The 26,063-nt window shown below is 54.1% G+C and carries 17 protein-coding genes; 12 read left to right on the top strand and 5 right to left on the bottom strand.

What is annotated here, in order from left to right; genetic code table 11:
• Positions 1–41: 41 nt before the first annotated feature.
• Both queA and J0L72_06380 read right to left on the bottom strand, forming a co-directional pair.
• The gene (queA, locus tag J0L72_06375) at positions 42–1,055 is read right to left on the bottom strand and encodes a tRNA preQ1(34) S-adenosylmethionine ribosyltransferase-isomerase QueA (protein MBN8690403.1); all 1,014 of its coding nucleotides are present in this window, start codon (positions 1,053–1,055) and stop codon (positions 42–44) included.
• Positions 1,052–1,726 carry an HAD-IIIA family hydrolase gene (locus tag J0L72_06380; GenBank protein MBN8690404.1) on the bottom strand — a complete coding sequence of 225 codons (675 nt, stop codon included), beginning with the start codon at positions 1,724–1,726 and terminating at the stop codon, positions 1,052–1,054. The genes queA and J0L72_06380 overlap by 4 nt, the downstream gene beginning before the upstream one ends.
• A 165-nt stretch (positions 1,727–1,891) precedes the next feature.
• On the opposite strand from J0L72_06380, the gene J0L72_06385 reads away from it, so the two are divergent.
• From J0L72_06385 to J0L72_06395, 3 genes are all read left to right on the top strand, one after another.
• Positions 1,892–2,605 (top strand): hypothetical protein, encoded by a 714-nt coding sequence (locus J0L72_06385; GenBank protein ID MBN8690405.1) that lies wholly within the window; start codon positions 1,892–1,894, stop codon positions 2,603–2,605.
• A gap of 33 nt (positions 2,606–2,638) precedes the next feature.
• Positions 2,639–3,349, top strand: coding sequence for a hypothetical protein (locus J0L72_06390; protein MBN8690406.1), 711 nt, complete (start codon positions 2,639–2,641; stop codon positions 3,347–3,349).
• Positions 3,350–3,462: 113 nt separating this feature from the next.
• Positions 3,463–4,530, top strand: a complete 1,068-nt coding sequence (locus J0L72_06395) for an NAD(P)-dependent alcohol dehydrogenase (GenBank protein ID MBN8690407.1) — start codon at positions 3,463–3,465, stop codon at positions 4,528–4,530.
• Positions 4,531–4,533: 3 nt separating this feature from the next.
• Here J0L72_06395 and J0L72_06400 read toward each other — a convergent pair whose 3' ends face one another.
• Entirely contained in the window at positions 4,534–5,154 is a 621-nt protein-coding gene (locus tag J0L72_06400) for a thymidine kinase (protein ID MBN8690408.1), read from the bottom strand.
• Positions 5,151–6,926, bottom strand: coding sequence for an Rne/Rng family ribonuclease (locus J0L72_06405; GenBank protein ID MBN8690409.1), 1,776 nt, complete (start codon positions 6,924–6,926; stop codon positions 5,151–5,153). The genes J0L72_06400 and J0L72_06405 overlap by 4 nt, the downstream gene beginning before the upstream one ends.
• A 154-nt stretch (positions 6,927–7,080) precedes the next feature.
• On the opposite strand from J0L72_06405, the gene J0L72_06410 reads away from it, so the two are divergent.
• Positions 7,081–7,374 carry a hypothetical protein gene (locus tag J0L72_06410; GenBank protein MBN8690410.1) on the top strand — a complete coding sequence of 98 codons (294 nt, stop codon included), beginning with the start codon at positions 7,081–7,083 and terminating at the stop codon, positions 7,372–7,374.
• Here the strand turns inward: J0L72_06410 and J0L72_06415 are convergent.
• On the bottom strand, positions 7,371–8,882 hold the full coding sequence (locus J0L72_06415) for a 5'-nucleotidase C-terminal domain-containing protein (GenBank protein ID MBN8690411.1): 1,512 nt from the start codon (positions 8,880–8,882) through the stop codon (positions 7,371–7,373). The genes J0L72_06410 and J0L72_06415 overlap by 4 nt on opposite strands.
• A 203-nt stretch (positions 8,883–9,085) precedes the next feature.
• On the opposite strand from J0L72_06415, the gene J0L72_06420 reads away from it, so the two are divergent.
• From J0L72_06420 to J0L72_06455, 8 genes are all read left to right on the top strand, one after another.
• Entirely contained in the window at positions 9,086–10,249 is a 1,164-nt protein-coding gene (locus J0L72_06420; GenBank protein ID MBN8690412.1) for a type IV pilus twitching motility protein PilT, read from the top strand.
• A gap of 24 nt (positions 10,250–10,273) precedes the next feature.
• Positions 10,274–11,500, top strand: coding sequence for a type II secretion system F family protein (locus tag J0L72_06425; GenBank protein MBN8690413.1), 1,227 nt, complete (start codon positions 10,274–10,276; stop codon positions 11,498–11,500).
• Positions 11,501–11,625: 125 nt separating this feature from the next.
• Positions 11,626–12,657, top strand: a complete 1,032-nt coding sequence (locus tag J0L72_06430; protein ID MBN8690414.1) for a prepilin peptidase — start codon at positions 11,626–11,628, stop codon at positions 12,655–12,657.
• Positions 12,658–12,763: 106 nt separating this feature from the next.
• Complete coding sequence (locus J0L72_06435; GenBank protein ID MBN8690415.1) at positions 12,764–13,645, top strand: prepilin-type N-terminal cleavage/methylation domain-containing protein; 882 nt, start codon at positions 12,764–12,766, stop codon at positions 13,643–13,645.
• Between the two features lie 56 nt (positions 13,646–13,701).
• A complete protein-coding gene (locus J0L72_06440) occupies positions 13,702–15,732 on the top strand; it encodes a prepilin-type N-terminal cleavage/methylation domain-containing protein (GenBank protein ID MBN8690416.1) in 2,031 nt (676 codons plus the stop codon).
• A gap of 2 nt (positions 15,733–15,734) precedes the next feature.
• Positions 15,735–18,041, top strand: a complete 2,307-nt coding sequence (locus tag J0L72_06445; GenBank protein ID MBN8690417.1) for a prepilin-type N-terminal cleavage/methylation domain-containing protein — start codon at positions 15,735–15,737, stop codon at positions 18,039–18,041.
• 19 nt (positions 18,042–18,060) lie between these two features.
• A complete protein-coding gene (locus J0L72_06450; GenBank protein MBN8690418.1) occupies positions 18,061–21,255 on the top strand; it encodes a hypothetical protein in 3,195 nt (1,064 codons plus the stop codon).
• Positions 21,252–26,039 (top strand): hypothetical protein, encoded by a 4,788-nt coding sequence (locus tag J0L72_06455; GenBank protein ID MBN8690419.1) that lies wholly within the window; start codon positions 21,252–21,254, stop codon positions 26,037–26,039. Before J0L72_06450 ends, J0L72_06455 begins: the two co-directional genes overlap by 4 nt.
• Positions 26,040–26,063: the final 24 nt, after the last annotated feature.

Consider the following 26,063-nt stretch of genomic DNA (forward strand, 5'->3'; position numbering starts at 1 on the left):
TATGATACTCAATTCATGCGGTCCAATGCACAACATTTCCCTCAAGAAATATACATTGAGTCGCCGAAACTAAGAAACCTGTAGCCGTTCCGAACTGCATCATTGTACGCTGAAATCACAGCCTCGCGCGAGGCCATCGCCGAGATCATCATCAACATGGTCGTCTTGGGCAAGTGGAAGTTTGTGAACATCGCCTCAACGACTTGAAACTTGTATCCCGGTTTGATGAAAATCTGGGTGTTTTTTTCTCCGGATGCTACCCGGCGAGTTCCAATCGCAAACGACTCTAAGGTCCGCACCGACGTCGTGCCAACCGCGATGATTCGGCCCATTGAGGAATTGATCGTCTCGGCGGCTTCGTCAGAAATGCGGCACGTTTCACCATGCATAACGTGTTCATCCAGATTTTCGACCGCGACAGGGCGAAAGGTGTCGATCCCAACATCAAGCGTGACTTCGGCGAATTTGACGCCGTTCGACTTGAGTTTCGCGATCAGTTCCTCGGAGAAATGTAGCGCGGCGGTCGGCGCAGCACTGCTCCCGCCGACTTTGTTGAACACCGTCTGATACCGCTCTGGGGAATCCAAACGGTGGTGGATGTATGGCGGCAAAGGCACTTCGCCGAACTGCTCCATCGCTTCCCCGAAGTTGCTGAGTTCGTCGAACCGGATGATCTTCTGTCCTTCGCCAGCATCCTTGAGGATCGTTGCCCTTAGTCCGTGTCCAAATTCAACGATCGCGCCAGGACGAAGTCGTTTGCCAGGGCGCATCAAGGCTCGAAAAGTGAACGGCTCTGGTTCGTTGCTGAGCACCAAAGCTTCAACTTTCCCGCCGGTAGTTTTCTCGCCGAACAACCGCTTTGCGGTCACCCGAGTGTTGTTGACCACGAGCAGATCTCCGGGATGGAGAAACTCCAAAATGTCTTTGAATTGACGATGTTCCACCGCCCCGGATTCTTTGTTGAGGCACAAAAGTCTGCTGGCAGATCGATCTTCAAGCGGTTCCTGCGCGATCAGCTCTTCTGGGAGCTCAAAGTCAAAATCAGACAGATTCAACCGAGCATCTCCGCAAGTTCTGGCAATGATCGAATAACGAAGCGATCGAATTCGTCTTCGACACGATGAGACTTCTCGGACGCTGACGGGCAAAGCCAGGCCGAATGCATTCCGAAGGTCTTCGCTCCCTGGAGATCGTCGATCGGATCATCCCCAACGTGCAACACATCGATGGGGTCGCAGTTCATCCGCTCGCAGAATGCCTGAAAGATTCCGGGTTCAGGCTTCTCGACCCCTTCTTCCAACGATGCGATCACGACTTCGAAATATTGGGACAAATTCTTTGCGTCTATCAAGCGGTGGAGCGACCGATCCCAGTTGCTGCAGACGGCTAGGCGGTGACCCTTCGATTTGAGCATTTCAAGGCCTTCAACCGTGCCTTGGATAAGTGAAAACCACCGATCCGTATGGTAGAGCTGGTGTTCGGCTTCGGTGCGGACCGGTTCAACCCAATGTTGTGGCGCACCGACAGCGTCCAGCCACAAGCGCGTTTGCTCTCTCCAAAACTCATCGAGGACTTCAGTTGATCGCTCGGTGTTGAGTTGCTGGAAGAGCGGCCAACGTGGCGCAAGGATCGCATCGTACTGATTCGCAGCGGAATCCGGCAGTTCTAGCCCAGCATCTGCGGCGCATGCGACAGCAAACCGTCCGGGATTCCATCGAACTTCCATCAGGGTGTTCGCGCAGTCTAGAGAGATGATTCTGGGCTTCAATTGCCACAAAAGGTACCCTTTATCGCCGAAATAGCCTAGTTAAGGAAACTAGAGTAACCGAGAACCGGTAGTAGGCGTCATGATGCTAGCGTTGATGCATCATTGACCTACAAGAGTATTTTTATGAAATCCCGATTTATCCTTGCGACCTTGCTTGGTGCCATTGTTGTTGGTGCCAATGCCGCTGCCGATTCTGCGAATCTTCACCTTCGAGCCAAAGCCGGAGACACTTACAAGTACAAAATGGGCGTTTCGATTGACATCGAAGGCGTCACCATCGAAATCTCTGGAAAGGTGACCGACAAGGTGACCAAGGTCGATGAGAAGGCGACCAAGCTCGATTCCGAATTCTCAGACTTCGAACTCAGTGTTATGGGCGAGAAGATGAAGCAGGATGACGGCGTTGCCACCTACGAAATTTTGCCAAACGGCCAAATCGCGACCCTGAAGTACGACGCAAAGAACGAGGGTATGACCGGGACTCTTGCTCCGCTGAAGGCTTATATCAACCTGCTGTCTTCCAAGAAGGAAGTCGCAGTCGGCACAAAGTGGACCGAGACCATGAAAACCATCGTCATCAACGACGAGGGCGACAAGAACGAAGATGCTTCGACCTGCGAGTATGAACTGCTGGCGCTTGAAGATGTCGAAAAGACTAAGTGCGCGAAGGTTTCGATCAAGCTCACCGCTCTTAGCGAGAAGGATCGAGTCCTCACCGGTAACATCTGGGTTGACCTTTCGAACGGCGTGCTTGTCAAATTTGATGGGCAGACCACGATGAAGAACGAAGAAATGGGCGAAATGGTCATGAAGTTCAACATCACCAAGACTGAGTAGTCAAAACCGATTGCTTTCAGCTACGATATCGCTATGAAATCTAGATTCCGAAATTCAGCAGTATTGGTGCTCCTTTCGCTTGCCGCGCTTGCGGTAGCGGCGATGGACGGCACCTACAGCCTCGCCCGAATTGCAAAAGTCGGTGACGAAGCCAAGTACGAATTTGAAGCGGAACTCGACTTCAACGGCGAGAAGATCAGCATCAGTGGCAAAAACACCGACAAGGTGACCAAGGTCGATGAAGATGGATCCATCTCTTACGAGAGTTCGCAGAAGGATGTTGTCGTCAAGGCCGGTGACCAAACCATCCCAATGGATGACGAGGCCACCGTCAAGATCGTCACTGGTCCAAATCGCGCCGTGAAGTCGTACGATGACATGGGTGACGAGGATGCTTCTAGCTTGCGACTCGCGATGTTGGGCACAGTGCTCAAGCCGCCGATGGACGTCAAAGTTGGAGACAAGTGGAACGGCGCAATGAAGTCCTCATTGGCCGACACCTATCCGATCGAATCAAACTTTGAAGCCGTTGCTGTTGAGACAATTGGCAAGTGGGAAACCGTAAAGGTCAAAGTGACCTCGAAGGAAACCGCTGGCGAAACTCCTGCAACCTGCGAAGGATTCGTCTGGGTGATCACTGCCGACGGTACCAGTGCGAAGGAAGAACTGCACATCAAAAATGCGCCGCTCGCCCTCTCGCCAGTGCCGATCGATATGAAGATCAAAATCAAGCGGACTGAGTAGTCTTTGCTGCCAATTCGTTTCCAGAGTGCCAGAAGCATTTGCTTCTGGCACTCTTTCTTTAAGATTGACCTCAAGGGCAAATTGGACCAGCTTCAAAGACGTACACTACTGGTATGAGCAGCTTCAATACGAAAGCCTACGCCGCGCAATCCCCTACTAGCACTCTCGAAGAGGCAACGATTGCCCGACGATCCACGCACGAATTCGACGTTAAAATCGAGATTCTGTTTTGTGGAATCTGCCACTCGGATTTGCACACAGCGCGGGACGAATGGAATGCCATTATGCCCACCGTTTACCCTTGCGTTCCTGGCCACGAGATCGTTGGAAAGGTGCTGGAAGTTGGGCCTTCGGTCACTAAGCATAAAGTGGGCGACATCGTTGGAGTTGGCTGCTTAGTTGGCTCGGACATGACCTGCCCGAATTGCGCCGATGGGTTCGAACAGTTCTGCCCAAATTCGGTTTTCACCTACAACGCTCCCGATAAGTTTGGGACCGCTCCGGTCACTTACGGCGGATATTCCGAGACGATTGTCGTCGAAGAGCATTTCGTATTGAAAATACCAAGCAACCTCGATCTTGCTGGAGCAGCCCCATTACTTTGTGCTGGAATCACGACCTACTACCCTCTCAAGACGGCGGGAGTTGGCCCTGGAATGAAGGTTGGAATCGTTGGACTAGGTGGCCTTGGACACATGGGAGTCAAGCTCGCGAAGGCTATGGGCGCACATGTCGTAGTATTCACGACGTCGCCAAGCAAAGCCGAAGATGCTAAACGGTTGGGAGCCGACGAAGTAGTGATATCGACCAATCCTGAAGAGATGGGCCAACACGCGTGGTCGTTTGACTTCATCCTAGATTGCGTTTCTGCCCAGCACGATCTAAACGCATACCTTCAATTGCTCAAGCGTGAAGGGAAGCTGTCGCTCGTCGGAGCGCCGCCAGAACCCACCCCGGTCTCCGCATTTGCATTGCTTTTCGGCAACAAGACGATTTCAGCGACTTTGATCGGCGGAATACAAGTTACGCAGGAAATGTTGGACTTCTGCGGTGAACACAATATCACTGCGGACGTCGAAATGATTGCGATTCAGGATATTAACAAGGCGTACGAGCGTATGCTGAAGTCGGACGTGAAGTACCGATTCTGCATCGATATGCAGTCGCTGAAGAACAGTTAAGTTCTAACTGCGGCGTGGTGCCGCGGACTTCTTTTTCTTGGGTTTGGACTTGCGTTCGCCACCCAATTCAAAGCAGTTCCGGCATCGCGCTTCATAGCTTTCGGTGGCCCCGATCAAGATGATTGGATCGTTCTTGTGGGCGGGCTTGCCGTTGATGATTCGAAACGTGTGGCTGGCGATATTGCCGCAATTCAGGCAGATTGCGCGAAGCTTCACGACCTCATCGGCGACAGCTAGAAGCTGGGGCATCGGGCCGAACGGCTTCCGGCGAAAGTCTTGGTCCAGCCCAGCGCAGATGACCTCCACGCCTTGATCAGCTAAACGCACTACCAAATCTACAATTTTCTCGTCGAAAAATTGTACTTCTTCAATTAGCAAAACATCGAGGTCATCGCAAAGCTCCTTTTCGAGCTCGGCGGTATCAAGCACTGGCTTGGCCTCGTGTTTGACCCCCATATGAGACACCACACTGTGTTCGTCGTATCTGCGGTCGATGCAGGGCTTGAACACCTGCACCTTCTTTTTGGCATAAAGCGCGCGCCTAGCTCGCCGGATTAGTTCTTCACTTTTCCCGGCGAACATGCTGCCGCAAACAACTGTGATCGAACCCAGTGAAGACTTCATCTCGATTCCCGAGTGACCACTTGGCCCGCAATGATGACGTCTGCCACCGCGAACGATCGGCGAATATCAATCAAGCAGATTTTTACTCGCTGACCCGTAAACTCGGCGCCATTGATCAGCTCGACGTAGTACCCCGAGTCGGTCCAACCGACGGCCTTGTTTTGACCCTCGATTTCGCTTCGGCGGACGTTGCACTCCAATACTTGCGTTCGCTTGTAGCCCATGAGCTTCTTGTCGAGATCTTCAAGGGTCCCGGGTTCGATGCTGTATTCGTCAAACGAGCAGTCAAAATCGGCTCGCAAGAAAATAGCTCGCTCAAGCTCGTGCTCAAGGTCTTCAATCCCTTCTCCATCGCCACCGATAAATGCTTCGACCGCAGATGGGTGGCATCGTACAAGATAGGCGTTTCCTGGCTCGCCAAGCATTCGGCGCATGTCACGCTCGATCCAAAGGCTGACCGTATCCCGCGATGGAACGCGTCCGCGCCCTTCGCACATTGGGCAGATGTCGGTGATAGACTCGGTGACCGATTCGCCCGTGCGCTTACGGGTGATCTCGACGAGACCCAAACTTGAAACCTTTCCAACCCGGGTGCGAGCGGTGTCTTTACCGAGTTTCTTGGTGAAATGGTCGAGGACCTTCTTTCGATCTTCGGCCGACTCCATGTCGATAAAGTCGATGACGATGATCCCGCCCATATCTCGCAGGCGCAGTTGGCGACAGACCTCATCCGCGGCCTCCAAATTTGTTTTTAGAATGGTGTCGGAGAGCGTTGTGGAACCCACCATCTTGCCGGTGTTCACGTCCACAGCAGTGAGCGCTTCCATCTCGTCCATCACCAAATAGGCGCCAGACTTGAGCCACACCTTGTGCTGGAGCAATCGGTCGAGGTCCTTTTCGACGCCATAGCTATCAAAGATTGGCTCATCACGATCGTACAAGAAGATCTTGCTAGCCAGGTTTGGAGCGACCATTCTGGCGACCATATGCGCCTTTTCGTACTCTTCCGGATCGTCGATCACCATCTTCTCGATTTCTTCGGAGAACATGTCTCGGATCGTTCGGTAGAGCAGGGTTTGGTCTCGGTGAACGCAAGCCGGAGCGCGCATCTTCTTTGCGCCTTCCATAACTTGGCTCCACAACTGCACGAGGAAAGCGACGTCTTGGCGAAGTTCTTGCTCAGTTCGGCCCTCGCATTCGGTCCTCATGATCACGCCAAAGCCTTTAGGTGCGATCGTATCTCCGATCTGGCGCAATCGTTCGCGCTCGCGCCGATCATCAATCTTGCGGCTGACGCCGACGTGGTTGTGTTCCGGCATCAAAACGAGGTAGCGACCCGGCAAAGCGATGCGTGTGGTGACACGCGCACCTTTGGTGCCGCGTGGACCTTTGGTGACCTGCACCATGATTTCTTGGCCCGGCCGAATCAGTTCTTTGATCTTTCGGCGACGAAGTTCAGCGCGCTTGAGCCCGCTGGGGCTGTTATCAACTTGAGGATCGTCGGGCAGAATATCGCCGACGTAAAGAAACGCGTTGCGCTCTAGGCCGATGTCGACAAACGCCGCATCCATGCCTTGTAGCACGTTTTGAACAATGCCTTTGAAAATCGAACCGACGACGCGCTCTTCTCGCTCGACTCGGTACTCCATAAGAGTCTGGTCTTCGAGGACAGCGATGCGTGTTTCGCGGAGGGTGCAGTTAACTACAATTTCGACTTTTCCGCTAGGAGCTGGAGCAGCCGATTTTCGGGAATATACTTTTTTTCTTGCCAAGGGAATAGCCTCGGTTTTGGGATACAAAACTTGTGGGGCAGACCGTTGCCGCGCTCAATCTAACGCCAAAACTTGACGTACACTGAATTTGGCGACTGTCGCCGCGTCCAGACAGTGTACCGCCTTGCCTATGCCGATTTACGAATTCCATTGCATGGACTGTAATCACCGCTTTCAGGATCTGATCCCTATTGGTTCGCAGGAAGTGCCGGCATGTGCAAAATGCGGTTCGGTCAAGGTGAGCCGGTTGATCAGCCGATTTCGATTGGGAAGAGGTGAGGATGCTCGGCTGGACCAAGTAGCAGATACTCTATCGAGTCACGATTTCTCGGAAACCCCAGATGATTTTCGAGAGCAAATGAAAGAAATGGGTAAGGCGCTAGACGAGGACCTCAGCGGGGAAATGGAGGCGATTTTTGAACAAGAAATCGCCCCCGAAATCACCTAGTTGCTGGCTTTGATTCGCGATCCTATCTTGATATCGGTCGGGTTATTCGCCTTCAAATAATCGATCAGCACGTCCAGGTCAAGAACGCCGGTGTCCAGTCGATATCCCTTTGCATTCTGTAGCGAAACAAATCCGTCGCCACCACGCGCCATGAAGTTGTTCACGACAACGCGGTAAGTCTTGTCTAGCTGCACAGGCGCACCGTTCAGGGTCATGCTGGTGACTTTTTGCCCCGCAACTGAGTAAAAGAATCCTGCCGAAACTTGAACTAAACCTTTGCTGGTTCCGACTTCGAGCATGTCTTGAATTTCCTTGCCGGTCAGATCGATCACTACCAAAGTGTTTCCAAAAGGCTGAACGGAGATCACCTCGCCGTAGGTGATTTCTCCCGGCTCGATTGGGGCGCGCACTCCGCCCCGATTCATGAATGCCGCCACAGCACCGGCTTTCTTCATTGCCGCGAGCTGGGCGTCCGCAATCACGCTGCCAATAGGAAGTTCTGGAGTCGAGCCTCGGTCGAGCCCGTTCTGGGTGAACCCAACAGGCTGGCTCTGAAGCGCTTCGATAGGCTTGCGCAGAGCAACAATCGCCGACTTGACCATTTGGTCTTCTGGAACGGTGCTGTCAACAACAATCGGAGCTCCATCGCGCGTGCCGACAACTTTGCCGCTCGCATCAAAATCGACCTTGATTCGGCCGAGGAGCTTTGCCCACTCCCAGGCTTGGACGATCACGGTATTGCCAACAAGCGTTGGGTACGGGCCGATCGGTGCCGGCAGGCCAGGAATCTGTGCATTACCAAGGTAAGAGTGCGAATGTCCGCCAACGATCATGTCGAGATCGGGGATTCGGGCGGCGATTGCTTTGTCCTCGTCATAGCCCATGTGGCTGAGCAAAATGAACTTGTTTATGCCTTGAATCTTGTACTTATTGATCTCGGTTTGAATGCTGGAATCCAGCGGCTTCATCTTGATTTGATCGCCCGGTGAGCTGATTGAAAGCAAGTCGGGAGTCATCACCCCGATGAGAGCGATACGCTCGCCACTGACATTCAGAATCGTCGATGGGCGGACGAAATTTCGCACATTGGGTTCGTTCGTGAAATCAAGATTGCAGCAAACCACGGGGAACTGGACCGTTCGGAGGAAAGGCGCAAGGCCAACAGGACCATCGTCAAATTCATGGTTGCCCAATGTCATTGCATCGTAGCCGCAGATATTCATGAGTAAGGCATCTGCTGCCCCTCGGTAGACGTTGTAGTAAAGCGTGCCTTGGAAGGAATCGCCAGCGTTCAGGACAACAACGTTCTTGTCCAGCGTTCGGTATCGCTTGAGGAGCGTCGCGACCCGCGCATAGCCTCCGTACGGCTTCTTCGAGATCATCGCCGGTTCAACTCGGCTATGGATATCGTTCGTGTGCAGCACCGTCAGCGAAAATGCGGGCTCGGCGGCCTGCGAAATCGGTGCCAACAGCACCATGCCAAATGCTAGAAAACTTGCTAGCTTCATGGCCCAAGTATAGCCTTGCGTCACAGGGGTTGATGTTAAAAGTAATTCCCGTTGAACATTCGCGCTCGCAATCTGCGTCGTACAATTGCTATCATTAAAGTTTCCAACGAGTAGCCGATCAAATGCAGAATCAGAACACTCCTCCGCCACAAGCGCCGCCTGGAATGGTGCCGCCACCGCCGGGTCAAGTCCCCCAGCCACCGATGCAGCAACAAGCCGCTGCTCCTCCACTTGAGGGTGCCGGCAAGCCGCGTCCGATCGACGATCTCCACATTGATGCACTGCTTGAGATCGTGGTAGATCGCAACTGCTCCGACCTTCACATTTGCACCGCCAGCGAGCCTGTGATCCGTGAAGATGGTGCTTTGAAGCGACTGAACTTCGAAAAGTTTGATGCCGCGCAAACCCAGCGGATGATGTACGAAATCATCTCGGATGATCAGATTCAGCGATTCGAATCGACATTGGAGCTCGACTTCTCGTACGCACTTCCTCGAGGACGAGCACGATTCCGTGTGAACCTTTACCGAGACAAGGGCGCGGTTGCTGCTGCGTTCCGTTTGATTTCGAGCCGAATTCCAACAGTTCGCGAATTGAACCTCCCGCCGCTGCTTGATCAGCTCACCGAGCGACCTCGTGGCTTGATTCTGGTTACAGGTCCGACCGGTTCCGGTAAGTCGACTTCGCTCGCTGCGATGATCAACCACATCAACGCGAACTCGGCCGTTCACATCATCACGATTGAAGACCCGATCGAATACCTCCACTCGCACAAGCAGTCGCTGATCAACCAGCGTGAAGTTGGGCAAGATACCAAGAGCTTCAACAACGCTCTGCGTGCAGCGCTACGTGAAGACCCAGACGTCTTGCTCGTCGGTGAAATGCGTGACGTGGAAACGATCAGCTTGGCGATCACCGCAGCTGAAACGGGCCACTTGGTTTTCGCAACTCTCCACACCAACAACGCTGCGGAATCGATTGACCGTATCGTTGACGTTTTCCCTCCAGGACAGCAGGAACAAATCCGAGTTCAGCTTGCCAACAACTTGGTTGCGATTGTTTCGCAGCAGCTGTTGCCGCGAGCCAGTGGGCCGGGCCGTGTGCCAGTCAACGAAATCATGTTGGCCACCCCTGCGATCCGAAACCTTATCCGTGAAGGTAAAACTCACCAAATTCCTTCGACGATTCAGACCAGCGGAAACTTGGGCATGTTCACCATGGACCAATGCTTGCGCGATCTGTACATGAAGGGTGTCATCACTCTGGACGAAGCGATGAGCCGATGCCAGAACCAAGACGAACTGAAGAAGATGATTTCCACCACTGGGGCTGGTGTCCCTGGCGGAACACCTCCTCCACGACGCTAATATTGCCGACAAGAATATAAAGCCATGCCCATTTACAGCTACGCGTTCAAAGATGGTTCTGGAGGAATCCAGAAAGGCACCATGGAAGCCGAGAGCGAGGAAGTCCTACGTCGCCGTTTTGGCGAACAAGGTTTCGAAGTAATCGAAGTCCAGGTCATCAAGGCCAAGGCGCCCAAGCAGAAGAACCTCGGAAAGGTCAAGCGCGCTGATCTCGCGATTTTCTGTCGACAGTTCAGTACGATGGTTGACGCCGGTGTTTCGCTGGTGCGCTGCCTTGACGTTTTGGCTCGCCAAACTCAAAACCCCAAGCTGAAGAAAATGCTGGCGGATATCGGCGACCGAATCGAATCGGGCGAATCGCTCAGCCGGGCGATGCAACGCCACCCGCGGACCTTTGATAGTCTGTTTATCGGTCTTGTCAAAGCCGGTGAAGTCGGTGGTGTGCTTGAAGAAGCTCTGCAACGACTCTCTCACTTCTTGGAGAAAGACGTCGAACTTCGCCGAAAGATCAAATCGGCGATGACCTATCCGATCTTGGTTTTGACCGCTGCAATCGGTATCGTGGGCTTCTTGGTCAGCTGGGTCGTCCCTCAGTTTGCTCAGCTGTTTAAAGACATCGGCCTCAAGGACGATGAATTCCCAGCAATGACCAAATTCCTCATTGACCTTTCGGCGACGTTTGTTCAACGATGGTGGATGTATCTGGGCGGCGTAATTCTCATCTTGATCACCTACAAACTGGTGGCGTCCACTCGATTTGGGCGGCGATTGATTGACCGTGTGAAGCTTAAAGTGCCGGTGTTTGGCAAGCTGCACCACATGATTTGTATGGCTCGGTTTAGCCGAACGATGGGCACGTTGCTCACTTCGGGCGTTCCGATTCTGCAAGCGATGGAAACGGTTGCGGGAACGGTGGGTAACACCATCATGTCCGACGCCGTTTTAGAAGCACGAGCTCGAATTCGAGAAGGTGACCGAATCGGCGACCCGCTCGAAGAGTCCCGATTGTTCCCACCGATGGTCATTCACATGATCGGCGTTGGTGAAGAATCCGGTTCGCTCGACTTCATGCTGCAAAAGATCGCAGACTTCTACGAAGATGAAGTTGAAGCGCGTGTGGCTTCGCTCACAGCGGCGCTGGAGCCGATCATGATTCTCATCCTTGGTTTCATCGTCGGATTCATCGTTATTGCGATGTTCCTTCCTCTGATTAAGGTGATTGAAGGTCTGTCCAGCGGCAACAACGAATAATCGCGGTTACCATCGCCAAGCAACTTGCCCCGATTTTTGCGTCGGGGCAAGTTCATTTTTGACACAAGGAACCCGATAATTTTAGGGGGAGCCACAACCGGTATTCTCTCTCGCAACACGTCACCATGCAAGGACTTTTTCCGATTTGGACCGTCGCCTTTGCGCTCATGATGGGAGCGTCCATCGGGAGCTTTCTCAATGTGGTGATTTACCGGATGCCATTAGGGCTAAAGCTTGGCGAGCCCAAACACAGTTTCTGCCCGAATTGTAATCACCAATTGCACGTGCCCGATTTGGTGCCTTTGTTCAGCTGGCTATTCTTAGGCGGGAAGTGTCGTCACTGCCGAGTACCGATCCCGCCACGATACTTTATCGTTGAGCTTATCACCGGTTCACTTTGGGCCATTATTTGGTATCAAAACTTGATCGTCGGTTGGAATCTCCTTCAGGCGGTTGCCCTGTTCCTGATGGTGAGCACCCTCGTTGCGGCGACCTTCATCGACCTTCGCTGGTTCATCATTCCTGACCAGCTCAACGCGTTCTTGTTGGCGGTTGGGCTCGTTGTAAACGGAATTCAAATTGGGATGGGATTGCCGGGAGCCTGGTTGTGGGGCATGCCCGCATCTATCGCCGGCGCGCTGGTCGGAACGTTCTCGATTTGGTTTGTGACTCTTGTGGGGCGACTCTTGTTCGGCAAAGACGCGATGGGGCACGGGGATATCAAGCTCATGCGTGGGATTGGGGCAATTCTGCTTCCGGTTGGAGTCGGACTAACTTTTGCCATCGCCGTCGTCCTCGGTGCGGTGCTCGGAATCGTGCAAGTTTTGATCTCTCGCAAGCTCAAGAGTGGGCAAGAAGAAGCGGAAACCGAAGACAACGAGCCGTATATTCCAGAGTCGATCGCATCAATTTTCAAATGCGGACTCGGTTACTTTTTGGCGTTTGATTGCATCGGCCTTGCGATTCCAAAGTTCTATGAATCCTGGTTTGGCGAAAACCCGTACAGCAATGAAGATTTTGATCCTAGCTGGACTCCCGAACCCACAGCGATTCCCTTTGGGCCATACCTGGCTGTCGGAGCGATCCTTGCCGCACTCGCCAACGCGCCCCTAATGCAGATTGTTAATCGGTATTGGGCATATCTGAACGGTTCGTGAATTGCGAAGTTACGGCGAACTTGAAAAATTGGTTCCAAGATTCAAGAACATTTGGAACAGCATCAAGGTCCATATAGTCTAGAATTACCAGACGGCAGAGAAAATCATGCATCGAAGGCACGGCTTTACCCTTATTGAGTTGCTCGCAGTGATCGCAATCATTGCGTTGCTCTCCGCGATTATCTTCCCAGTGTTTGCTCGTGCCCGAGACAACGCTAACCGGAGCAGTGATTTGTCGAGCCTAAACTCGATCCGATCCGCATTGCAACTTTACAAAGTGGACAATGGCGGATATCCACCTGCACTGTTGGGTTATGTGAACCCTTACGAAGCAGGTGCTGTTGGCGCCGGCGTAGTGCCTGCCGACCGAATCACCGGATTCTTGTATCCCAAGCGAGTCGGCGGAATCAACAGCTTCAAGTCCGTCGTGAGCCGCTACGCATTGGATGCCACAACTAAGGCCGTTTGGCCACAGCAAGATGCAAGAGCCGTCGGTTCTGCGCCACAAGTTGACCTCAATGGAGACGGTGCAGTGAATGGTGCCGATGACATCGCAGGTGCACGACAAGCTTACGGTCCAACGACTCAAGTGCTGCAGGATCCTTCGCAGGCTGCCAGCGCGACCAACCAAGCTCTGAATTTCTATCAACTCAGCGGCTACGATGTGGCGCAATTGCCAAAGGGCATCGGCGCGGCGAGTGAGCGATGGGAAGTTCGCTACCGGCTATTCTGGTCAAATTATTCGATCGGCCAAGGTGCAGGATATGGGCAAGGAAATGCTCTGGATGATCCAAGGCAACTGGGTTACTCTGATCCAGACGACAAGTCCGTTATCACCTGGAACAGCTATTACCGAGATTGGGAGCCACAAGGTGTGAACAAGGTGCCACAGCGCAGCAAGCGCGATATGGTGCTGTTCCTTGGCGGTGCTGCTCGAATGTTTGATTCAAGGCAAGTGTACGACCAAGGCTGGCGCGTACTTCCTTAACCTGGAGCAGGTTTCAATCCTTTTCGCTTGCAATGAATTTATTATTGGGAAATTGTATGACCCGGACCGCGCATCGTAAAACTCAAAGAGGATCTTCGCTTTTAGAAATCCTCGTGGTGATCGTGATTTTCACAGTGGGCATTTTGGCCGCTGTGCAGGTCTATCCTGGGGGGCTCAATGTTCTGCGCGCGAACCGAAGTAATTCGGTCGCCAACGCGCTCAATCGCGCCGAAATGGAGCGATTGAAGAACGAAGTCGAGCAGATGCCGGTCGCTGTGTTGCCGCTGACCTATGCTTTCCGTGGCACTTACCGCGAACTTGAACTTGATCTCCAAAAACGGCCGACCGATTTGATGCCGACTGGCGCCACTGGACTTTCGACCAACGGAATCATTACCGACGCTGACGGAGGAATCGGCAAATGGCAGCTTTTTTCAGGTGCGAATGTCGCCCGGTACGTGGTCGGCGAGGGGCGCAGAATCCCTGGCCCGCGATTTGTTCAAACCGCAACCGGTACCGAATTTGGTGGCGTGATGAACCTGCAGTTCGCTCCGGTGTTCATCGAAACAGGCTTTGAGTATTCCGATCCGTCCTCTGCAGACGCGGTGTTCTTTAACAAACCTCACGTCGTGTACGGCAACGATCTGATTCGGCGAATCGTGGACACCGCTCCAGTCGGATCGCGGATGCGACAAGACTACACGGTCTTTGTTGACGACGAGGGGCTAGAAATGACTGTGCCACAGGGTCCATATCGTTCCGATTTGGCCGTTGGCAGCGCCTCCCGTTTCTACCGAGTTTCGGCGCGAGTGCAGTACACGACTCCGGCTGGTACCGCGACGCAAGACCTTGTTCGCGTGCTGGGCGTTACGATGGCCGCGAATGGCGTGCCGCGAATCAACTATCCAGTAGGACTCGCTGCGCTGTTTGCTGTGGCAACTCCTGGATACACCTTCGAGCGCGTCGAGCCAGACACTCTCCAAGTAGCAAGAATTTTTGAAGATGTGTCGACCGGTAATTTCTTGACTGAAGCACAAATTTCGGCTCGTCCAGAAATTCTGGATGACGCTGTGTATCAGTACAAGCGGCTCAATGACCGACTCGGCGTATTGCTGTTCCACCCGAAGGGTGCGAGCTATACAGAACGCCGAAATCGAGGTCGATTCCCGCTCGTTGCGAAGGTGGACTACAACGTTCATGACTGGAGAAATCTCCGCGAAGATTTCCGAATTCCGCGACCTGTGCCTTATCAACACAAGCTGCTGATGGAATCGCTGAAGGTACTCGGCAACCTCGACAACGACGGTACGCCGAACACCACTGGCATTGGCTTCCAGGTTAGGGTGAATGGTGGCGGACCACTCGAATACGTTGACTTCTTGCTGCTCGACCGGGAGACCGGCGCGGTGTACACGAAGTCGTCCTACCGAGTCGACAAATCCCGTGGCATCGTTTACTTCAATGACCTCGACAACAACCCAGCGAACGGTTTGACATGCGACGTGATTTACTCGGGAATGACGACCGCAACACGGATTCCTGATGTCTCGGGTCGATCGGTGCGTGCAATCTTCCAAGCAAATGGCGATTTCGCTGTTCAACTGGTCAAGGCGACCACGGATTACCGACCTACTTTCTCGCAGACACTTGGCTTTGGTCAGTGCTATGTTGGCGGGACGGATGTCTCTGCGCCAAGTTCGTTGCCGACCCGTCTCTACTTCCCGCTGTCTGATGCTGGAAAGAAGGTCATTGTCGGCGAAGCTTGGTACACCGATGCTGGTGGAAATCGTAAATCTCTGACCGAACAGGAGTTCATTATTCGGGCTCCATCGGGCGTAGATTGGGGCGCACTTGCCTATGTGGACTTGCAGGAAAAGGATGCGAGCGCGGCCGGTTTCGACTTTAGCTTTGGTTACGCTCTGCGATCAGTACGAGGTGCAAGCGTTACGATTAGGACCACTTGGAACCCTTCTACATTTGCGCTGTCTAACGATCCAGTAGCGAATTTGTCGAAGCTAAACGCCTTCTACACTCAAACTCGCCGAACGAGCACCGAGACGTTCCTGATGAAGGGAGCTCAAGAATAACAATGAAGCGACGCGCTTTTACTCTGTTAGAACTGTTGACAGTGATTGCCATCACGGCGGTGCTGCTGACGATTATCACGATTCCGCTCATACAGAGCTTCAATATCGTGCGCGCCGCTCAAGGCTTTGCTGATGCGCAAGATCGTGGTCGAACATTGATCGACCGAATCGTCGCAGAAGTCAGCAATGCAGCCTACGTTCGCGACAACTCTGGCATCAAGGGGAACGTTCGAATCGAAGTTCCAACGATCGTGACTGCAGACGCGGCAAATAACACCTACGTCCGGGTTTATCTGGAAAATGCCAAGCTCGATATCGTTTATCCGGCTCAAGGCGACCCAACTCCGGCACCTGGTGGTGGCCTTATTGACCCTGACACAGGCAAGGTGGACCCAACTCTTCGCGCTCCGAAGGGTGATATCAACCTTCCAACCGCAACTGGCTTCAAGCTGGTTCGGTACTTCATTGGGCTGAAGAATCCGCTAGGTGGTACCGCGGCAAATCCTGTCGCTGGCCGATATGTCAATCCTTACGAAGGGGTTCTGATGTCCCGTGCGGCTCAGCCTGACAACCTGTTTTTGCTCTACCGGGCAGAAGTGAACCTTCGCGAATACGACAACGCTCAATCGGCATGGGTCATCAACCGCGAACTTTTTGACCTGGACAATGACGGTACGGCGACTCCAGCCGAGCTCAACACCGCTCTGGATGATCCTGAGTTCTTCATGCTGCGCAACGAAGATCCTCTCGCTGCCCGAGTCGCGAAGGCTAGAAGAATCAATGCCTGGCTCCGCCGCTCACGAGTTCTCACTGAATTCAGCCGCTACGACATGATCATGGCGCCTTACGATCCCCGCACTCGCCAGGTCGAGCGCTATACCGATCCTCTAGACGGAATCCTGAAGCCGCGAATCATCTCCTTGGTTCAGTTCACGCCGAACCGGGTGGATAACGAGCCGATGTCCGGCGCAACTGCCGTTCGCAGTGGAGAAGAAACCGAGAATGCCGGCAAAGTTGGACCAGATTCCTATGCCACAGATTTTGGTAACTGGGGCTCCTCATTCGTGCGGCTTCGGCCAAGCGGTTACCGCGATGTCAACGGCATTTTGGTTTCGCCATGGGTGGTTCACGAGCCTTGGATTTCGACCAATCCTTACCTGATCGGTCGCGAACGCGTCGTCGGTGGAATAGTGCAAGGGACGAGCATCTACAACTACACGGCAGGCAACGAGCTGACTGCTGGAACGGAATTGTTTGATATCACCGAGTATCTGAACTCGAGAGACTTTGACCGCGTTCAACCGCTCCCAAGTGGTGCTGGCAATCTCTACTACTATCCGTTCTCTTGGGCAATTCGTCAAGCAGGCAACCGAACCGGAAATGCGCTTGTCAATACGCCAAACTTGCGAAACGACTTCATTCCTTTCGTGCCGGATCCAAAGCAAGGCAAAATCGTGGCTAGCTTCAATATCACTGAAGTTGGAAATGGCTCCGTGTTGCCTCCGGCAGGGTCGGACAATCGGCCTCAGCAAGCATGCGGCGATCCGCTTGAGCCGGGCCGAGATACCACGCTTCCTGCGACCGCGCCAACAACTCGCTACACCGATCCGATGAGCGATCCCGCCAACACGGCTTCGCAGATCAACCAGCGATTCAACATTCTTTGGAACGACTGGGCAAGCCTCGCTCCAACGCTTGAAAAGAGCCTGTACTGCAAGCGATTCGTTGACTTGCGAGTGGTGCCAAATCTGGACGGCGAGCCAAGCCCGCTCGACCCTCGAACCGGTTACCTGCGCGCTTGCATCGTGCCAGGAAGTGAAGTAGTTATTGGCCCCGATCAAGTTGATGGCCCGAACTACGGCCAGCCGATTCGGTACACACGCGTTTCGACCTCGGATAACGTTGGCCCGAACCAGTACTTCATCAACTACGTGAATCAGCCTGAACCAAACTGGGGCGCGCTGGGATTCACAGTTCCTGGCAACATCTTCGATCCGACGTTCTACCAAGATTCAGGTGCAACTCAAGCTAGATTCGTTTCGCAGGTTTTGCAGCCGCGATACCGAGCTGGATACCTCGAGCTTAATTCTAGGCCGGGAGAACCGTTGCCAGTTGGAAACATTTCGGTGACTTATCGCTTCCAATTTACAGAGCCTAATGATGTGATTGAAGTGGACTACGATAGCCGGCAATTGATGAATGTGTTGCTGACCATCCGAAACTTCCCACAATCGAGTCCAACCATGGCCCCAACTCAGCAAAACATCACGCTGAAGGGACAGGCCAACGTACGAAACATGCTGCGATAAAGAGATGCAGGACAATTTGATGAGACGACGTAATCGAAGCGAACAGGGTCAAACCCTGATCATTGCCCTGCTAATTCTCGGCATCCTATTGGTGCTCGGAGTTGTGTTTGCGGGCATTATCAACCGAAGCATTGTCCAAACTGGAAACGCATTCCGGCGTTCGCAGGCAACTGACTTGGCAGACGCTGGTGTGCGTCTTGCACATTATCAATTGCAGTATTCGACCCTGGGAGCAGACTGGAGACCCGAAGTTTCGCCGCTGACAATTGACGCGCTCGGCTTCACTCGCGATCCTGATGCCTATTGGTTGAGGCCCGCTCCGACCGGCGCAAGTTTTCTGACTGACGTCAATGGTGTCACGGTTGCAGACCGAGGTGGACCCGATGGCCTTGGTCCTTATTCGAGGGTCAGCTTCGATAAAGGTCGAGCGTTGATTCGCGTTCGCTATGTCGCCGGGCAACTCAACGGATATTCGCGACTTACAGATTTGCGCCAACCTGGCCGAGCACGAAACTATATCGTGATCGAGTCCATCGGCCGTCCTGGCAAATTGGTGCCTAACGACCCAACGGTGCTGACTCGAAACGCAGTCAAGGTCGATCTATTCGCCAACCTCCAAGATTTCAATCAGTCGATCGCCAACCAAAAGCGGCAGAGCACTGTAGGTGCAGATACCCGCCGATTGGTCGCCTACGCGAGCATTGGCATCATCGAGCACGGCTGGTACATCACCGACAAGTTCAAGGGCACCCGTCCCGCCGAAATCGGTGCGTTGACGAATGTTGATCCCACAAACCCGGCAAATCCGGTCACTGGTTCTGATACTAGCAATTTTGGTGTGACCTATGAAGGTCAAACTGTTCGTGTTCCTTCGATCTTTGGTGGGCAGCTGGTGAACTCTGCCGGCGCCAATATCGGAAATGGAACCGGATCGATTTTTTCAAACGCTAGCCTGGTGATTCATGGCGACGTGCGCACGACGCTCGACCCTTCGATCGGTGATGTTTTCGCGACCGCCGGGACGATCAGTGTGGCGAACTCGGCTGCGCGATTGCAGATCACGAGGATCGACGGCACGGGCCCAACGGTGATCAACCTCGCTGGTCAAGGACTCACGAGTACTTCGACATTGTTTGGAACTCAGCGCGGCGTTCTTCGCGATGGAGTCCAAAATGTGGACGGTGCAGGCTATGCGCGCTCGGTCAGCCGCAAAGAAGCTCCTTCATTCCTCGTGAATGATCCAGCGACCGGTCAAAACCGATACGCGACCCTCACTCGGTTGAGTGGGCGGCAGATCGTTGGTGGACCTCTCGCGGGCCGCAACACCGGACAATGGGGCCATGGCCGCGGAATCTACGTCGACAGCCGAGAGCGCGCGAACTTCGCAACCGAAAGCGATCGTGAAGCAGGCGATGCTGCCAAGTCTTTGGTCAACGACTGGTTGACCCCTAACAATCCGAATTCTGTGGCATGGAAGGGGCCGTTCTACATTCCTGTAGCGACTTACTTGGCCCTTACTCCAGACGGATTTACGATTACTCGGGACACCCGAAGCAGTAGCCGATTCTGGAGAAGAGCGGACGGTACCCCAACCGGAGACCTGAGCTGCCGATACCGAATTCTGTATCCGCCAAGATTTCCTGCGAAGTACATCGTCAATAGCATCGAGCACCCAGATTTGATCGATCAGCCCTACAACTCGATCCCTGTTGTCGACGTTGTCAACCGCGGTTGGGAATTCAATGGAATGCTCGAGTTTGAAGGCGATGTGCGCGTTCGTGGCGTGATTCCAACCTTGGATCAGCTCACGGTTCACTCCCAGGGATCGATTTACATCGAAGGAAGTATCACCAAAGGGATTATCGACCCGACTACTGGGACTAAGCTGAATCGCCCAAGTCCGGCAACCCTGATGCTTGCTGCGAAGGATTTTGTCGCGGTCAACACCACGATGTTCTTCGGTCCATCGCCAGGTCAAACGGTCAATGCAAAGCGCATCACCGACCCGTTGCCAACGGCATCGAATCCAGTCGAACTCGGGATCACCGGTTCATCAAGCCTCGCTTTCCGCGCGCAGTTCCTCCGGAATCCTGTGAACGCTGCAACCGGCTTGGCTGATCCAAACCCGCTCAACTGGGCACCATACGCCAGCAGCTATCAGAACCTGCGAAACAATCAGCCGATCACCACTTCGCTCTTGCTTTCACAAGGTGCCGATAACACCGGGCCGAGCTTTATCGGACTCGCGACGACACCATTGCCGTTCTCGCCGGTCGCTTCTGATCCGTACAAACAGCGCTACTTGTTTGATCGTAATGTTGCGACAGACTTCAACGTTGGTGTGGGATCGTTGTTTACGACTACAGTGGGCCGAGTGCCAATCTATGGTCTGACCAACACGGCGCAAACTGCATTCCCTCGCCAGGAGACGGTGAGCTTGCCGCTCGTCGATGGCTCATGGACCGAGACGGGAAGCCGGTTGACCGGTGCTAGCGCCTGGGGAACTTCGATGCTGGCGCTCAACGATGAGTCCGAATTCGAGATTCAATACGAGAACATTGCGGCTTACTCCCCGCAAAACTACGTTCTTTCGCGCATCGGAATGCAACCGTTTGACGTGCGCATTGAAGCTGCAGTGTTTGCTGAAGAAGGATCCTTCTTTGTGATCCCTGGCCCTGCGTTTAACGTGAATGTTGACGATACTCGGTCAGCTTTCGAAGCAGACTTGACTCGGCTTGGAACACTCGGCGCCGCTCAACAAGAGCGATACCGACGAACCGGATCTCGCCCAGAGACACCGTTCTTTGGCGAGCCGCTCAACGTCCGCGTGACTCTGGTGGGTGCCATTAGCGAGAACATGCCTGTGCCAATCGCACAGCGCGCCGCTTGGCAGCGAAATTGGGGCTGGATGCCGCGAAACATTGGTTGCGCCGGTGATCCAACTGGCACCGGTTTGGCAAGCTTGGTCATGCTTCCGCGCCAGCACGTTCCGAATGGCTGGACCGTGGATACTTCGAATGCCGTCCCGAACGCGACGACTGATCCGCGGTACGTTCCAAACCTTATCACGATTTATGACCCAGTGCTTGCGCTCGGCTCCGCCGACGGCAACAATCCTGTCCGAACGACCCCTGACGGAAGGTGGGCGTTGCCGCCGATGCCGAGGTTGCCGGTCAGCCCAACATTAGCCTACTTTGGTGAGGTTAACCCATGAAACTGAGTTCTGTTCTTTCATCAATGTTAGTGTTCGGCCTGTCAGCGAGTGCGCTGGCAGGACCGGTCACGTATGCGGGTAGGCGCCAATCGATCAACGCCGCTGTGTTGCTGGTGGGGAGCCAGACCTTCGGGGGCGAGCCGATCAATATCGCTCCGCACGTATGGGGGCAGCTCGAAAAGGATCGAGGTATCAAGCCGCCATCCTGGACATTCGTGAATCCTCGGGCTCTCACGACACTCACGGCAGATGCTCAAACCCGGTGGAACACGTTCGGCGTCACCGACTTGCCCAACCTTGGCGGACGATTGACCAAGGACGATTCCGCATATTGGGAGCTGAATCTGGCCAGCACCAGCGATTTCCAGATCGGAACCTACGACATTCTGCTCTTGCCGGTCGCCGGCAACATCTCGCTCAATCCAGCCGAACGCGAAAAGCTTCGAAAGTTTGTTGATAAGGGTGGAATTCTGTGGGTGGACGTCAACGAAACGATTGGCACAAACATCTTCTCGGTGCTCAATCCGTTGCCGATTCCGCTTCGTTGGACAGCAGGTGGTGGAACACTTTTGGTCAACCCATCGCATCCATTGATGAGCTCGCCAAATACGGTGGGCTACGATGAAGTCGCAGCACTCCAACGCGGTTTTTCAGGTTCATTTTCTGCGCTTGGTGCAGTCGCGAATCCGCTCATCCAATCCTGGATGGAGAATGATTCGTATAAGATCGACCCGGTTGTAGGCGAAAACTCGGATTCGATCACGGTTGGACTCGGAAAGATCGGTGACGGCTACATGCTCGTGACCACGCGAGGCGTTTCTACCGTTCTTAACCAAGGCAAATTGCCAAACGGAACCATCGATCCGGCAGGTAACCGCACATTCAAGTCTTTGCCGCCGATCCAGACCACTGCATACCGCGGCGCGGCGAAGATCCTGGTCAATGCGATTTCGCTGAGATCGGAATACACCACCGAATCCAGCGGCGGACGACGCACCAGCGCTATAGGTAGCGACCTGTCGGCACCGCTTTTGCGAAGGTTCCAGGTCAACACCACGCCGAATACTGGCACGACTCCAGCGATTTCTGATGGCGTGATCTACGTTTCTTCCGGTTCGCGATTGATCGCTATGGAAACCGATCCGAATCTCGACCGAGATGGTGACGGAAATCCTGACGATGGAATCGTCGATCCTGATGGCGCACAGTACGACATCATCTGGAGCCAAGATCTTGGCACCACCGTCGCTTCTAGCCCGACGATTGCAACTTTGCCACGAACCTCTGGCGATGCTACGCCGGTTGTCATGGTGCAAACCAATCCAGGCGGAAACGGATTACTACGGATTTACCGAACTGCCGACGGTGTCAACGTCGCGGATATTCAAGCCCCGTCCGGTACCAATGCTCCTTCGGCTTCTTTGCCAGGCGGCGCAAAGCCACCGGCCTCTCCAACCGTTCACGAAGGGCTCGTCTATGTGGCCGATATCCCGACGATCAATGCAAGCTTGGGCCGAGTTTGGGTTGCCGATCTAGCAACATTGGCGCCGGTGACTGGACCCACAGGTCTACGGTGGCGGATTGAAGCTGCTCCACGTATGGGCGCTGTTGACGGTAGCCCGACCGTGGGTTACATTCCGATCCAAGATAACTCGGGCGGAACGGACCGTGTGCTCTATGTGCCAACGGCACCGGATGCAAACCGATCCGCAGGATTTGTGAGCCTTTGGCTAGGCGCACGTGGCGAAGCACCGACCGCAATCAGTATTTCTGGCGCAGACATGACGGTGACTACGCGTGCTGCACTGCAGAATCTGCCGGTCTATGTCCCAGGCCCAACCGGAAATCCGAGCCAAGGCGTAAAGATTTCTGTCGTCGACCCAACCACGGGGCAGCCGTATTCTGATGTTCAAACGGACAACATTTTCACCGGTTCGCTCATTGCAAATGTGGTGGGTCAAAACGGCGTGCTCCGGTTGACATTGACCGGATTTGGACAGTCGCTGATCTGGACTGGTCCGAATCAGAATGCAGCTTTGCGAATTGACTACTCGGTGGACTGGGGAACCGGTGCCGGTGGCGGCGCGCCCGATAACTTTGTTCGCGGCGATATCCAGTTCCCAGACGAACTCGGGAATCCGAAGCGAATCCTAGGCGGATTGGCTCTCGCTCCAAACGGCAACCTTTTTGCGGTCGTCGCCCCAATGGATCCTGCGGCAAATGGCGGCAGCCTGTTCTGCTTGCGTGAAGAAGGCCGTGGCGATTTCAAAGTGCTGTACCGCTGGGAGGCATTCGATCAAATTCAGCTGACATCGAGCGGCGCAGGTGGTGTAACAACCTACTCGTACGACGCAGCAGTGATCGACTACGACGGCTTGCTGGATTTGATTCCGTTCCTCCGCGCACGGATGACCAACCTCAAATTTATTACTGGTCCTGTGCTGAGTGGGAACCGCGTTTATGCAGCGCTCAACTCAACCAAGGCCATTGGGTTCATTCCGGTCGGCAACCCACCAGATCGGTACACCGCGACGGTAATGGCGTTCGAAGCGAACCCTCAGCCAGCAGAAATTTTGGTCGAGAACTTGCTCGGTCAACCCATCTTCTTGCAGGCAGATCCAGGCCGTTCGACGAACAAGGTCCAACCGAACGTGACTGGCTACATGCAACCCCAGCAGTATCAATATGAGCAAGTTGGGAGCTTTGGTAAGTACACCTTTAACACTCTTTCGGGTGTGACCCGAGGCCGCATTCGCGACTGCCTGATCTCCAACATGCCAATCGCCGCACGGCGAGGTGGCTCTGGCGACATCACCATCATGCCGGACTCCGGAATCATTGACGGTGCATTTACGCCGGGTAACGCCGATGGTCGATGGAATCCTCATCGGTACCAAATCGTGATCAATGGTATGGAAGCTCGCGGGCAGTTGTTCGCCTCGGGCGATACGCTCTATGTGGGCGGCGGCAGCTACCTTCCTGGAATCTTGAACAGCCCGGCCTTCCCGGTTTTCGTGAAGCAATCGTTCATGTATGCGATCGATACCAAGATTGCGCCGAACGATCTGAAGTCACCTGCCGCGAAGCAGCCGTTCCAACTCGGTCCACTTCGCCCATGGGAAAAGTACCACTCCATTCTTGAGCGCGGAACTGGCGGACCGATGGACGTTGAGCCAAGCAAGTATGTGCTCTGGCCAAGCGCTTTCGGAATTCGAACCTTCAACGACCTTCAAGTACGCGTGAATCAAGCTGCCCTCTCTGGCAACTATGTCGAAGGCATGGCGGGCGGAAATGGCATCTTCACCGTTTGGGAAGCCGGTCAAATGACCGCTTATTCTCGCTCGGACTTGCTGGTGGCAGACGAAGGTCGAATCATTCGAGTTGACCCTAGCGGCTTCCCATATTGGATGACCGACAGCACCTACCAAGCAGGCGAAGAAGGCAGTATCAGTGCCGTCAGCGATACCGTTTTGCTCTCCAAGCCAAGCCGGGCATACACCGTGGGTGGAAACGCCTATCTGGTTGCCGATCCGGGCAACAGCCGAATCGTGCGGATCGACAACACCGGTCGCGAACTGAGGACGATTACTGGATTCAGGATCGATCCGATCTTCCGCCCGCAAGGCGTGTTGCCAAACGTGACGACCAAGCTGAGTTCGCCACGAGACGTGAAGACTTTCACCACGTTCCAACCGAACTCGGGCGTGTTTAGCCCTGCTTTGCAGCGCCAGATGGCTGGCACTGCGGAGTATTGGGTGCACTACATCGTCGCCGATACAGGCAATCAACGCGTTGTTGAACTGATCGACCGATACGAATACGACTCTGCGCGAGGCGTGATTGGTCGACTGGTCCGCTATGACGACCCGATGGCGGATGCCGATCCAGTGATCATTAGCGGCATTCCTCGGCGACTGGTGCCAGCGATTGGAATTCTGAAGTGGCAAATCCGCTCAGAGCTGACGAAGAAGAACTACTCGTACAACAGCATCGACAGCGTGTACTTGACGCCAACCGGCGGTGGTGCTAAGTCTGCCGTGTACGCGTTTGGTTTTGGAAACGTGACTCCGAGCCCAACGAGTTTTGCGCTCAATCCAGTTGGGCAGAACCGATTCGACAACCCAGTTGGCGCCGGCGGAATCGTGGTCTACGATGAATTCTCTGGCCGAACTGACCTGATCACGGATTTCTACATTCCGGCGATCGGACCAAACGTTTTCTGGAATGACACCGCAATCGATTTCAACTCGGCACCAGTGCCAGCAGATACGGTCGGTCGAAAGATCAGTGGGCTTCGGTCTGCCAGCATCAGCTTCACGGCTGGTCAATTGGCAGTGATGTTCACCGACAATACCGGCGTGTATGAAGTCGTCAAAGTGGGTAACCAGTGGGTCGTCCGGTGGATGATGTTGAAGGACAACTTCATTGTCATGCGCCGTTCTATGGACCCAGGCGATGGCCTTGTTAAGCCTACAACGAAGAACCCAATGGGATTCTTGCCGACGTACGCACGAAGGCTGAATTCGGGTCAAGTGATCATCACGAACGGCTACATCGGTTCCCACCGAATTGCAACGCTGCCTTACGTCGGCGGATTCGGGATCAGTCCCAACGATCCATACAACGGTGAAGTGGTGGTTTTGGAAGGCGATTTGACCGGAACGCGCGCGTTCGATTGGAACAAGCCGAACTTTGGGTTCGACTCATATACAGTGGACTATGAATTGCCGCCTGTGGCTGGAACCCGAGGAATAGTGGGTCCCGCCTTTGCGGAGAAGAAGTAAGAGATTAACCATTTGGTTGGATTA

It is taken from the genome of Armatimonadota bacterium (assembly GCA_017303935.1).
In the GTDB taxonomy this organism is placed as follows: Bacteria; Armatimonadota; Fimbriimonadia; order Fimbriimonadales; family Fimbriimonadaceae; genus JAFLBD01.